General features: G+C 34.3%; 14 protein-coding genes. 13 read left to right on the top strand and 1 reads right to left on the bottom strand.

The window, feature by feature from the left end:
* The first annotated feature begins 2 nt into the window (after positions 1-2).
* Genes DFR56_RS11675 through DFR56_RS11625 form a run of 11 tightly spaced genes read left to right on the top strand, consistent with a single transcriptional unit; the run spans position 3 to position 10926 of the window.
* Entirely contained in the window at positions 3-254 is a 252-nt protein-coding gene (locus tag DFR56_RS11675; protein WP_110395628.1) for an EsaB/YukD family protein, read from the top strand.
* A gap of 39 nt (positions 255-293) precedes the next feature.
* Positions 294-1601 carry a type VII secretion protein EssB gene (essB, locus tag DFR56_RS11670; RefSeq protein WP_110395627.1) on the top strand — a complete coding sequence of 436 codons (1308 nt, stop codon included), beginning with the start codon at positions 294-296 and terminating at the stop codon, positions 1599-1601.
* Positions 1602-1642: 41 nt separating this feature from the next.
* A complete protein-coding gene (gene essC, locus DFR56_RS11665) occupies positions 1643-6094 on the top strand; it encodes a type VII secretion protein EssC (protein WP_110395626.1) in 4452 nt (1483 codons plus the stop codon).
* A gap of 24 nt (positions 6095-6118) precedes the next feature.
* Positions 6119-6529 (top strand): YwqH-like family protein, encoded by a 411-nt coding sequence (locus tag DFR56_RS11660; protein ID WP_110395625.1) that lies wholly within the window; start codon positions 6119-6121, stop codon positions 6527-6529.
* Between the two features lie 6 nt (positions 6530-6535).
* Positions 6536-6808 (top strand): TIGR04197 family type VII secretion effector, encoded by a 273-nt coding sequence (locus DFR56_RS11655; RefSeq protein ID WP_158525614.1) that lies wholly within the window; start codon positions 6536-6538, stop codon positions 6806-6808.
* Between the two features lie 36 nt (positions 6809-6844).
* Positions 6845-8404, top strand: a complete 1560-nt coding sequence (locus DFR56_RS11650; protein ID WP_158525613.1) for a T7SS effector LXG polymorphic toxin — start codon at positions 6845-6847, stop codon at positions 8402-8404.
* A 21-nt stretch (positions 8405-8425) separates the two neighbouring features.
* Entirely contained in the window at positions 8426-9172 is a 747-nt protein-coding gene (locus DFR56_RS11645; RefSeq protein WP_110395622.1) for a hypothetical protein, read from the top strand.
* A 19-nt stretch (positions 9173-9191) separates the two neighbouring features.
* Complete coding sequence (locus DFR56_RS11640; protein WP_110395621.1) at positions 9192-9653, top strand: DUF5085 family protein; 462 nt, start codon at positions 9192-9194, stop codon at positions 9651-9653.
* Entirely contained in the window at positions 9644-10153 is a 510-nt protein-coding gene (locus DFR56_RS11635) for a DUF5085 family protein (protein ID WP_110395620.1), read from the top strand. The genes DFR56_RS11640 and DFR56_RS11635 overlap by 10 nt, the downstream gene beginning before the upstream one ends.
* Positions 10154-10200: 47 nt before the next feature.
* Entirely contained in the window at positions 10201-10620 is a 420-nt protein-coding gene (locus DFR56_RS11630; protein WP_110395619.1) for a YwqH-like family protein, read from the top strand.
* Entirely contained in the window at positions 10621-10926 is a 306-nt protein-coding gene (locus DFR56_RS11625) for a hypothetical protein (protein WP_110395618.1), read from the top strand. It begins immediately after the preceding gene.
* A 948-nt stretch (positions 10927-11874) separates the two neighbouring features.
* Here DFR56_RS11625 and DFR56_RS11620 read toward each other — a convergent pair.
* Positions 11875-12219 carry a winged helix-turn-helix transcriptional regulator gene (locus tag DFR56_RS11620; RefSeq protein WP_110395617.1) on the bottom strand — a complete coding sequence of 115 codons (345 nt, stop codon included), beginning with the start codon at positions 12217-12219 and terminating at the stop codon, positions 11875-11877.
* Between the two features lie 138 nt (positions 12220-12357).
* On the opposite strand from DFR56_RS11620, the gene DFR56_RS11615 reads away from it, so the two are divergent.
* Together DFR56_RS11615 and DFR56_RS11610 are read left to right on the top strand one after the other, a co-directional pair.
* Positions 12358-12699 (top strand): DoxX family protein, encoded by a 342-nt coding sequence (locus DFR56_RS11615; protein WP_110395616.1) that lies wholly within the window; start codon positions 12358-12360, stop codon positions 12697-12699.
* 241 nt (positions 12700-12940) lie between these two features.
* Positions 12941-13428 (top strand): RNA-guided endonuclease TnpB family protein (locus DFR56_RS11610; RefSeq protein ID WP_146214282.1); only part of this gene is annotated, 488 nt, incomplete at its 3' end.

The following is a 13428-nucleotide window of genomic DNA, read 5'->3' as shown; positions in this document are numbered from 1 at the left end:
TGTTGGCTAAGAATGTACACATTAATGTAACGGTTGATTTTACCAATTGGAATGATGGTATGTACGATTTACGAATTCCAATCCAGCTTACCGTAAAGCAACTTTTATTAAATTTACAAGAAACATTAGAGATTACGATGCCAGAAAGCTCTCTTTTTGCGACGAAAATAGAAACGAAGCAATTATTACTTGCAGATGATGATAGTCTAATCGATTATCCCGTAACAGATGGGGATATTATTGTTGTTTTATAAGAAAAGGAAAATTCAGTTGCCTTTAAGGAGTTGCAGCAAATGAAAGAAACAGAAGTTAAAATTGATCCATTATCATTGTCATTTTCCGTTCAACAAAATAGTTGGAAAATTCGTGTTCCAAAATCGAAAACACAAGTGCAATATACCGAGCAATTAGCATTGATTACGAAAGAAACGGATCTTTTTGTACCATTTTCTGTGAATGAAGAGGATGACGCTTATTTATTTTCATTTACGGTTGAACGTACTTTAAAAAAATGGGCTCAGATGAAAAAGGCAAATAAAAATGAAAAGCTACGGGCGCTTTGTAACTTGGAAAAATTGTATCAACTTATGTCTACAAGAGTTACATTTATGCTACATCCAAATAATATTGGTTTTAATGATAATTTAATGCCATTAATTATTTATCGGGGAATTCGCGGATTAGTGGAACCATTTGAAATGACAGAGGAAGACCTTTTAAAACAATTTAAATGCTATTCGATTGCTCTGTTTTCTAAAGATTATCATTTTGATGAATTGTATAACGGTTCTCTTCAAAATGCGAAAGCAACCAAGTTTGAACGAGAAATTAATAGTAAGGAAACGAATCAAGAACTCATTCAATTTTTAAAAAATAGTTATCGTGAAGAACAGCAATTAACAGAAAAGAAAATGCAACTCGTTCCAAAAAAACGTTTTACACTATTTAAACATATGTCCATTTGGATGTCGGTGCTTTCTGTACTTGTTATATCGTTGTTGTTTTATATGACCTTTGTCAAATTACCGTATCAGGATAAGTTATTGGTAGCACATAACAATTTTTTAGCATCAGATTATAGTGAGGTAATCCAAACGTTAAAAAATGAAAATGTCGAAAAACTACCTTATCAATCAAAATATATTTTAGCTTATTCGTATATCAACGTAGAACAATTATCTGATCGTGAAAAAGAAACGATCATGAAAAATATTAGTTTAAAAAGTGATAAATACTATTTGCTTTACTGGATTTATAACGGTCTTGGGGATTTTGAACAATCAATCGATGTGGCAAAATATATGGATGATCCCCAATTAATTATGTATGGCTTAATTAAAAAAATGGAACAAGTAAAAAATGATCCGGATTTAACAGGATCAGAAAGAGATGAAGAAGTAAGTAAGCTAAGAGATCAGCTGGATGGATATACAGATGAGTTCGATTTACTTGAAGAAGATGAAAATGAAGAACAAGAAATAGATGCAAATGAAGTAGAAACGATAGAGGAAGAAGAAAACGCAGAAGCGGATGACGAAAAAGAGACAAAAATAAAAGACGAAAACAAAAACAAGAACAAAGAAAAGAAAAAAGACAAATAGAATTTATGAAAATGATTCGAAATTTGGAGGAAATGAGACAGATGACACAACTATTATTAATGATAGGCTATGGTGAACAATTACATAAATGTTCCTTATCGGAAAAGACGAAGAAGGAAATTACGGTCGGAAATAGTCTTTCTAACACGGTTACTTTTCTGTCTTTACGTCATTCTTTTGTCATAAATTGGGATGGAGAAAGATGTCATGTAGAGGGAAATGAAATAGGTGTGAATAATAAATTTGTAACAGATGTGGAAGGTACACCTATGTCTTTTTACATTCTTTCCCAAGCAGATGCTCAATCGTACGATTCGACAGCAGCATTAAGTATTACCGTAGGAACTACTGTTTTTGATGATGTGCAAATAAAAGATACGACAGTTGATTTTGTCTTAACTCGAAAGGAACCAAACAGCTTATTTTCATTATATGTAAATGAGGGAGAAATCTATCATAACTATTCTCTTGCTAAAAAGAAGACCCTTCTTGAACACGGAGATCAACTTTTCTTTGATGGTATTACAATAATTGTAGGTGATGGTGATATTCAAGTTATTTGTTCACCTGATCGTTTGGCAACGAAGCTAGTTCAACTCCATCATGAGAATAATCAATATGGAAACGACTATCCAGACTATCACCGATCTCCACGGATTATTTATCGTGAGCCAGAGGAAAAGCGAATAATTGCTAAACCATCTTCCAAGCCATCTAAGCCAAGTGAACAACTTATGCGGACAATTATACCGCCAATTGTGATGATCGCAGCACTTGCACTTGTATCCATCTTCCAACCAAGAGGGATATATATTATCGTCATGTTATCTATGACTGTTACAACAGTCATTTTATCTGTTACATCTTATGTAAAAAGTTTAAAACAATATCGAATCGATACAAAAGAAAGGATTAAAACCTATACATCGTATTTGCAAAATAAAACGAAAGAACTTTTTTTAGCAACAGAAGAACAAAGGCACGCACTTCAATATCATTATCCGAATGTGGAAAAAATTCGTGAAATGGCATTAGAAGTAAATGCACGTATTTATGAAAAAACGATGTATCATCATGACTTTTTAACCTATCGAGTTGGCTTAGGAAATGTCGATACGAGTTTTGATATTGAGTTTAATGAAGAGGAATTTACTCAAGAACAAGATGACCTTATGCAGGACGCGCGCAAGCTCCATTCGCAGTATAAAGGTTTACAATCAGTTCCAGTTACTACCTCCTTAATGAATGGACCTGTAGGCTATATTGGACAGCGATACTTAGTGCTTGAACAATTGCAATTATTAGTGATGCAAACAGCTTTATTTCATAGCTATCATGAATTACAATTTATTGTTATTTTTCCTGAAGAAGAAAGGTCAGAATGGGAATGGATGCGCTGGCTACCACACGCAAGCTTAAAAGACTTAAATGTAAGAGGATTTGTGTACCATGAACGTTCTCGTGACCAAGTACTTACTTCGTTGTACCAAATTTTAAAAGATCGGAAATTACATGTAACTGAAAAAAGTGATCAACGTGAAAAAGTGTATTTCACCCCTCATTATGTTGTCTTAATTACAGATGAAAAAATCGTGCTTGATCATACGATTATGGAGTTTTTTAACGAAGATATTAGCGAATTAGGGGTATCGCTCGTATTTGTTCAAGATGTACTCCACTCACTTCCAGAACATGTTGAAACAGTAATCGATATTCGCGATACAAAAAGTGGAAATGTCTTGCTTGAAGAGGGCGAGCTTTTGAATCAAGCATTTGTACCAGATCATTTTCCGCAAAATTTTCAAAAAGAAGATGTATCTCGTTCCTTAGCCCCTTTAAATCATTTACAAAGTTTAAAAAGTTCTATTCCAGAAGCAGTTACCTTTTTAGAAATGTATGGCTTTGAAACAGTTGAAGAATTCAATTTGAGCCAAAATTGGGCACGAAATGAGACATATAAAACGTTAGCTGTCCCACTAGGGTTACGGGCTAAAGATGATATCGTGTATTTAAACCTTCATGAAAAAGCACATGGACCACATGGATTGGTTGCAGGTACAACAGGTTCAGGTAAATCCGAAATTATTCAATCCTATATTTTATCGCTTGCCGTCAATTTTCACCCGTACGAAGTTGCCTTCTTACTTATTGATTATAAAGGTGGAGGGATGGCAAATTTATTTAAGGATTTACCGCATGCACTCGGAGCAATTACAAACTTAGATGGTGCTCAATCGATGCGTGCATTAGCTTCGATCAAGGCAGAACTTAAAAAGCGCCAACGCTTATTCGGAGAACATGATGTGAACCATATTAATCAGTACCAGAAACTTTTCAAAGAAGGAAAAGCAACGGAGGCGATGCCACATTTATTTTTAATTTCAGATGAGTTTGCAGAATTAAAAGCAGAGCAACCTGACTTTATGAAAGAACTCGTTTCAACTGCACGAATTGGACGTTCACTTGGAATCCATTTAATTTTAGCGACACAAAAGCCAAGTGGAGTTGTCGATGATCAAATTTGGTCGAACTCGAAATTTAAGCTTGCCTTGAAGGTACAAGACGAGGGAGATTCAAACGAAATTTTAAAAACACCTGATGCAGCGGAAATCACACTACCTGGTCGAGCATATTTACAAGTAGGAAATAATGAAATTTATGAATTATTCCAAAGTGCATGGAGTGGGGCAGATTATAGTGAGGATCAAGATGATCTACAAGTAGTCGATACGACTGTTTATGCAATTAATGAATTAGGTCAATACGATATTTTAACGAAAGATTTAAGTGGGTTGGATCAAAAGGGAGAAGTGGAAAGAACGACAACCGAATTGGAAGCAATCATTAATTATATTCATGCATTTACACAAAAACATGAAATAAAACAACTTCCAAGCCCATGGCTACCACCATTAGAAAAGCAAATTTTTGTAACAAGCTTAAGCAAACGAGCGTATAAAGTGGCATGGGAAGAAGACAAACAGTCATTAACACCAGTGATAGGACTTGCAGACTTTCCAGAAGAGCAAGATCAACGTGAATTAGAGATCAATTTGACGAAAGAAGGTCACTTAGCAATCTTTTCAAGTCCGGGATATGGAAAATCAACTTTTATCCAAACAGCGGTGATGGATGTAGCTAGAGAACACAATCCGGAAACACTTCATGTCTATTTATTAGATTTTGGTACGAATGGATTACTTCCGCTTAAAGGGTTACCACATGTTGCAGACACAATGTTGATAGATGAAACGGAGAAAATTGGTAAATTGGTCAGACGTCTTGAAAGTGAAATGAAAGAAAGAAAGCAGCTTTTAAGTGAATATGGGGTTGCTACGATGGATATGTATGAAAAGGCGAGTGGAAAAACAGTTCCTCACATGATGACCATTATTGATAACTATGATGCAGTGCGGGAAGCAGACTTTTTCGAGCCATTTGAAAAGACAATTACACAAATAGCTCGTGAAGGTGCAAGTATCGGTATCCATTTAATGATTAGTGCAAGCAGGCAAAATGTGTTACGTATGCCGCTATTATCGAATATAAAAACGCAGATTGCGCTTTATTTAATCGATGAATTAGAAGCCCGGACTATCGTTGGGCGTACAAAATTAGAAGTCGAAGAAATTGCTGGTCGGGGACTGATCAAATTGGAGGAGCCAACAATCTTCCAAACTGCTCTTCCTGTTGAAGGAAAAGACACATTACAAATTATTGAAGCGATTCAAGCGGAAGCAAAAGAAATGGATGCATATTGGAAAGGAGAGCGTCCAGAAGCAATTCCAATGATGCCGGAAGATGTGATCGAATTTGAGAAGTTTAAACAAGCGAAAGCAACTAAAAAGCTTATCGAACAAAACGTGTTGCCATTGGGACTAGAGTTTGAGGATGTTACACCATTACCATTTGATTTTGAAAAATATGGCCATTTACTTGCGATGGGCGATCGGCTTGATCGAGTAGAAAGAATACAAAATGCATTAGCAAAAAATATGACCCTTCTTTCTCATTCGTTCCAAACGATGATTTTTGATACCGCAGACCAAAAGCTTGCTCAAATTGGAGAGAAAACGAATGCGTATATAGCAAATCCTGAACAATTTATTGGAATGAAAAATGATTTATTAAATGAAATTGATTACCGTATAGAACATAAGACAAAGGAACCGAAATGGCTTATTTTTATTGCGAACTTTAAAGATTTTTGCATGCATACACTGATGAAAGACGAGGAAATAACTAAATTAATTAATGCATCAAAATTAGGCATTCATTTCATCTTATGTAGTGAATATAGTTATCTTGGTCAAAGCTATGAGCAAATACCGAAGTTTGTACGAAATCAAGCAGTAGCAGGACTAATTGGGATGCGGCTTTCAGATCAAGATATGTTTAAACAACGTTTTATCTCAAATGAAAAGTCACCAGAAGCATTTGAATGTTATTTTGCCATGGATCATGACCATGTGAAAATTAAAATCCCGCAGTAATTCTTATGCAGAAAGGATGAGAATATGTCGATACAAAGTCTTCTTCAAAGAAGGGCTCAAACAGAAAGAAAATTATCACAAGCAAGAGCCGCAAAGTTGGAAGCAGAGAATAAATTAAATAGACTTCAGCAAGCGAAAGCTGAAATTGGAGAGCTAAAGGCGGAAATGAATCAGATAAACCAAAAGGTAAAGACATTTGAAATACCTACATCAGAATGGAAAGGTACAACAGAAAGTGACTATCAATCCGGGCCTAAGGCTAAGGTAGAAACTGCGGTAACAAACTATGTAAATCATTTAGAGGATAATAGTAGTCGAATTGATGAAGAGATTAGTAGATTGATCAATCAAATCGAAACGTATACGAGTCAAATCTCTTCATATAATTCTACGATTTCTCTTATCAACTATGAAATTAGAAATTATAAGGAGTGATGGATGATGTCAAAAATAACATTAAATAAACCTGTTTTTGACTCTGTAGTTGCACAAGCGCTTGAAGCGAATAGCAGCTTACAAGTAAGTAAATTTCATTCAACGATAAATAAAACAAATTTAAATAGCATCAAACAACAATTACAAGCCTTAAAAGAGTTAGACAGCTTACTTACAGAATATCATCATTTACTCGAACATGACTTACAAAAGTTATCACAAACAGGTGACCAACTCGTTGGCTATGATGCTAAATTAGCCGCTGCTTTATTGAAATAAAAATGGAAAGGATTGTAGATTCTGATGGAAGCTCATATGAGTGAGATTACCACTTTAAAAGAGGATTTTTCCAAGTATGCTAGTGAAGTATCAGCAAAACTTCAAACATTAAAAACTAAATTACATTCAATTAATCAACTGTCTTCCTTTACAGGAAAAACAGCCGATTCTGCAAAAAATTACTTTGCAACGGTTCATGGTGAACTGATTACTGAATTAGAAGAAGCGATGAATCATTTAGATAAGAATATGATCAAAATAACGTCTGAATTTAATCAAATTGTTGATCAATCTAATCATGCTATTATAAAAGAAAATTATTTAAACGAAGTCCTTGATCATGTTTCTCACACTGATCAAGACGTACAGGAAGTATATCATGGAGAAAATACGGTAAATCAAAAAATTAGTGATATCGTTGCATTAAATAACTATCAAATTGACCAATTTTCTTCATCCATCCAAGATGCTAAAAAACTTATTCAAAAAGTGATGGAAGATTTGCATCTGTATGATCAGCAAGCATTGAAATTAGTGAAAAGCAGCAAGGAGAAGATTAGTAGTTTATCAGGGAAAGTAGCGTTAAGAAAAGTGAATCATCATGCTACATTCATAGGGGCTCCAACTAATCTATCAGTGCGTACAGAAGATGAGAAATCGATCACAGATCATGTAAATGGTGGCATCAGTTCATTCAGGCATATACTAGCAGGATTAAATACGACAGATAAAAGACTAACTACCATCTATCAATCTGCAGTTCTCCTTATGATGGATAAAAAACAAAGAATGCATTTTATTAAAACAGGAAGACATTCGCTAAACTTAGCTTCTTATCGAAAGTTTAACAATTTAATGCGCTTCACTCCGTTTAAAATGTCTTCAAAAGAGTATTCATTTTTGAAAAATAGTGGAAAGAAGCTTTCGAAGCTAGAACAGTATAAAAAGTTGATTATTCCATTCGGAAAAGAACGTGGAAAGCTTGCAATGATAAAGGAGTTTGACCGCTTATATGGTTTAGAGAAATATCAAAAGTTTAAAGGCTTGAAAACAACTGGTGCTAAAACACTAAGTATGGGCAAAACGTTTATCGACGAATTGATAGGTAAGAAAATAAAGACTACAAATACAATTCTTAAAAATAGTAGTTGGAAAAAGCCACAAACATTTTTAAAGAGCTATGCTGATGAATTTAAGGTCAGTACGAAAGATGCCAATGTACTAGGGAAAACAACAAAGGCTATTGGAAGGGGATTAGGTCCACTAAGTGCTGCCCTTCATATTAGAGAAAATTGGAAAGATAATAAGGGGAACACACAAAAAGTAATTGTTGGTTCAGCTGTCGATATTGCTGGAGGTAGTGTAGCTACAGCTGTTGGAGCTGTTGTTGGATCAGCATTTTTACCCCCAATTGGGACAGTTGTTGGAGGGGTAGTCGGAGCTGGTTTAAGTTCAGCTTTTCATGCAAAAATACCTTGGGGTAACCCACCGAAAAGTCTATCCGATCACTCGAAGGAGTTGGTAAATAAAGGGGTGAATTCGGCTAAAAAAGCTGCAAAAAGCATTGGGAAAAAAATATCAAAATGGTTTAAATAAAGATTGTGAGTGAAAATTATCTTGACACAACTATCTGAAAAAGACTTTTCTTATATAAAAGAAGAATTGCAAGATGGTCGTTTCTCTTTAGTGAATATGCGAACATTTTTAGCAAGTACATTTGTATTTTCATTCATTATAGTAGGGATAGCCTTCTTTTGGGCGACACAATCTCCTTATTGGGAGCGATTGATCCATTTATTTATTATTGAAGGTATTTTTTTTCTCTTACATTTGCTCATTATCCTATTGTGTTTTACAAAAAGCAATATGATTCAAATGATTTTGAGCTTTAGTACAATCTTTTTTATCTATAAAATGATATTAGATCCATTTATATTTTTATTTCTTTATTTTAAGGGGTATGGTGTATATGGATTATTCGCTCCAATTACTTTTATAAGTTTGATATTGGGAGCAGTAACGCATATCTATCTAGTATTAAAGGAGTTCCATCATGTAAAAGCCCAAAAAAAGCATAGAAAAGGGAAGAAACGTAACCATCTTTCCTATTACTTTATTGGATGTTTATTTTTTATCGTATCGATAACAGGATATGTAATTAAAAATAATTTATTAGGCAGCTTTGAGGCATTGTTTATGTTCTTCATTTTTACCGCCCTTTACTTCGTAGTATTAATTGGTGCGGTCGACTATGTATTAGGAGCTTATTGTCTTATCCGCTTTCCGTCTTTTCGGGTTCATCCACCTGAGTCAAGTAGGCAAACGAAAAAAAGGAAACGGATAAAACGAAACAGAAAAAAATAAAAGATTGAGGAGACAAAACATGAAAGTTAGAGAGGAATCATTGATCGTACAAAATGTGATTTGTGTAGAGGAACTTATTCCGCATGAAGAATGGTTTAAACCAATATTAGGCTTACGGAGAAACTTAGTAAATGAAGATATTTATTATACGAGTCCGGTTATTTTTAAAATTGAAGAAATGGAAAATGAACCATCATTCGGAAAATATACGTATTATGTTGGTCTTAATTCAATGGTAGAAGTTGAGGATGATGCAGATTTTAAGCAATTAGACTTTTTGGAAATTGGTCCAGCAATCTGGGTCAGGTGTGCTGAAATTGATGAACTAGATGACGCTTATGAGCTATTGGAAGAATATGCAAATGAGCGAGGATGGGAACTTGAGCCAGCCTATTACCATGTATCATTCGATTTATTTGATGATGTTATTATGGATGTTTATGCAATTGTGAAAGGGGCTGACATTGAATCATGGTCATAGAAGAAGAGACGATGATGTATCGTAATGTAGTTTGGCATTCGTATGAGCTTCATTATCAAGATTTTGACAAAGCCTTGGCTGATTTTAATGAAAAGTTAGTTGCAGCAAATCTATCTATTAATGGCCCATTATTCTACTCTTTACACAATGTTCCATTGGATGAAATGGTCGATATTACTATTTATATTCCAGTAGAACAATCGTATGTATCTCGTGAAACAAACCTTTTCTTTCAAACTTACTTTTACATTGATCAAATGCTTATGACTAGAGTAAAAGGTAATTTTGAAGTAAGTACGGAACTTTCTTACGAAAAATTATTTACGTATGCATTAGAAAATAATTTACAAATATCTTCCCCGATGTACCATATACTTAATGGGGACGATGAGGTACAATGGGTCGATTTAAAAATAAAAGTATTTTCAGAAGATGATGGTGAATTAACGGAAAAAGAATTCCAGCAATTGAATCGCTATATGTCCAAATTAATTGAATAACATCTCATTTATAAAAGCAGAAGTTTATTAATGAAAGGTGTGGAAAAATGAGTAGATCTACGCTGGACAATTTGTATAGTCAAAGGACAAATTTGTCAAATGTGATTCAGGAACAAACTGGAATGAAAATCGACTTAGAAAGTAAAATTGCCAAGTTGGAGGCAGCCTCCCGGAACTTAATGAGCAATATAGGGGGAATAGAAGAGTCATATAACACTATTACCAATTTACATGTTGATGAAAGTATGTGGAAAGGGACAGAGAAAAATAAATTTGAGCAGCAGAAAAGTTCATTTCAAGACCATATCAATGTTTTTTTAACTAAAACGGTAGACGCCCGTGATCGTATAGAAGAAGAGAAAAATAGATGTGAAACAAATCTAGTGGATGTTGAGTCGAGAATTAGCCATTATAAGGGGATTTTATCGGATGTCAATACAGAAATTGAAAGGAGGAGAAATAACTAAATGGGCGAAAAAATAAGTTTAAATATAGATATGTTTCAAGATAATATGAATGAATTGAGAAATGCGGTCAACCATTTGGGTAATTACATGGATAAAGCAGAAACGTTGGAAAAAACCAATATACCTCTGTTTTTAAATGATTTAGAGAACATGATAACAGCACTTGAATTTTTAGATGAGTACAAGCTGTTATTTCAAGAAGATTTAGTAGTAGTGAATGATATTGCAGAGAAAATAAGGGAGCAAGATGAGCGACTATCAAAAGTTCAAAAGGATGATTTAAGAGATGGATATCAGCCTATTTAAGTTTGAAGTAGGGAAAAGGAATAATGGGATATTAAGTTAGTTGACTTAGCAGAAGTTATTGCTTTATCAGATAAAGTTAAATCAGCTTCTGATACGATTTTAACTGATGTTGAATCAATAATTCGCAGCATTCATAAAATTGATCAGATGGATGATGTTTACTGGTCATGGGGCTCAAAGTTCAAAAGCTACTTAAATCATTTTCACGTTACTGTTTTTGGTTCATTTGATGTCGTTTTTAATGAGATAAGTAAATAGCTAGAAGACCATATAAACACCTTTCAATCGAAGGTAGATTCGAGTACTTTCACAGTTATTCGAACCGAATATTTAGAAACAATTAGACAATATATTAATTTAGAGTTTCAAAAATGAATAGGATATGAAAAGAGTGTAGTAATTTGAAAAAAGTTAGATATATTGGAATAAAATGACTTCGCCTACTTTCGGGCACCATTTGATTCTGGTAGTCAAACACCCAAGAATGTACGAAAAGGGCTACATTGCTAGTTTTTTATAACAGTTTTAATCCGTCTCTATCGTAGTTTGTTGAAAGGTACATTTAAAGAGGATTCTGCAACCCATAGGTATGAAAAAGCATTGAAAAGGGATAGAAAAATTGTATCCTACCTGAATCAATTGTTGGCTAGATTGGATTAATTTTATTTGTTTACAAACCTCACAGTAGGTGTAGAAAATACGATAATGATGACAGTTATGTTTCTTTTACCATATGTAGGTTTATATTCTTTTAGACACGCATTAATACAGTATTACTGCAAAAACGTTTTGATAGTTTTAATTTTGATGAAGATGGAAACTTACACTCTTTTGGAAGTGGAGATAAGGTAAAGGATCAAAAATTAGCTTAACGTTGCTTGAGGAAGGGACTAAGTGTGTTATTTAACAAGCGAGTTCCCTAGAGAATAGGGAAAATAGAGGATATCATCAAAAATTGACATACCCCTTTTCAGATAAAAATTTCTGATGCGAGTCCCCCCATTTCTGCATCTCCTTTAATACTGGAATCATACTTTTTCCATATGTTGTTAAAGAATATTCCACTTTGGGTGGAACCTGAGCGTATACTTCTCTGTGCACGATATGATGTTGTTCAAGCTCTCTTAATTGGGAGGTTAACATTTTTTGTGTAATCTTAGGAATTGCTCTTTTCAATTCGCTAAAACGCATCGTTTCTTCTATTATTAAATGATGTAATATGATTGGTTTCCATTTCCCTACTATTGCTTCGATAGCAACTTCTACACCAGTACAACATGCATGACTGTCCATTATTTTCCTCCGTTAATTTGGTATTGTCCAATAGTATCTTTTAGGATACTATAGCACAAATAAGTGCCTACTTCAAAAATGATACTTTAAGAAGTATACTCATAGATACAGCAAGAAAATTACGGAGGGAATCATTATATGTCAATAGTAGCTATTATTTTACAAGTCATTCTTGGCTTGGGATTTTTTATGTTCGGACTTATGAAATTTACATCTAAGCAAATGGTGGAAGGGTTTAACCATTTCGGATTGCCACAATGGTTTCGGATTGTAACAGGAGTTTTTGAATGGATTGGTGCACTTGGAATGATTGCTGGGATTTGGTTTCAACAGATTGCCTTCATTTCAGGGGTTTGGTTAGCGATTATTATGTTCTTTGCTATCATAACTCATATTCGTGCAAAAGATTCTCTTTTACAAAATATGATGCCTGCTCTATTGCTTACTTTATCAGCATTTATTGCCTTAATTAATATGTAAGATCCAGAGGAGACAGTATCCCAATTATTGGAATACTGTTTTTGTTTATGAAATAATAGATAGATTTATAAACTATACAGTTTCCAAGCAGCAATGACTTTTTTTATAAAAATGTCCAGAACACCCGCGATTTCAATCGTGGGATGAATGGACGCCTAGTGGATGTATATCTAATCCTAAATTCATTTGCAAACACACGTTCCACAAAGTATAATGAAAGTATAAAAACGAGGTGGATCATATGTTGAAACATAAAGCCTATAAATTTCGGATATATCCCACTAAAAATCAAGAAAAACTAATTGCTAAAACAATTGGCTGTGCAAGATTTGTGTACAATCATTTCCTTCATCGATGGAATACGACATACGCTGAGACTGGAAAGGGATTATCGTATAATCAATGTTCTGCCATGCTTCCTAAAATGAAAAGGGCAGAAGAAACGGAGTGGTTAAAAGAGGTTGATAGCATTGCCCTTCAGTCCTCGTTGAAAAACCTCGCTGATTCTTTTTCGCACTTCTTTAACAAACAAAACGAAAGACCCCGATTCAAAAGTAAGATGCACTCTGTTCAGTCCTACACTACAAAACACGTCAATCAAAATATCTCTATTGATGGTAACCTCCTGAAACTTCCTAAAATTGGGCATGTACCATTCGCTAAAAGCCGGAAACTACGTGGGCGTATACTTCGTGCGACCATTCGCAAAAACCCAAGTGGAAAATACTT

This window comes from Pseudogracilibacillus auburnensis (assembly GCF_003201975.1).
GTDB classification, from domain to species: domain Bacteria; phylum Bacillota; class Bacilli; order Bacillales; family Amphibacillaceae; genus Pseudogracilibacillus; species Pseudogracilibacillus auburnensis.
This window is presented reverse-complemented; position numbering and strand designations above follow the sequence as displayed.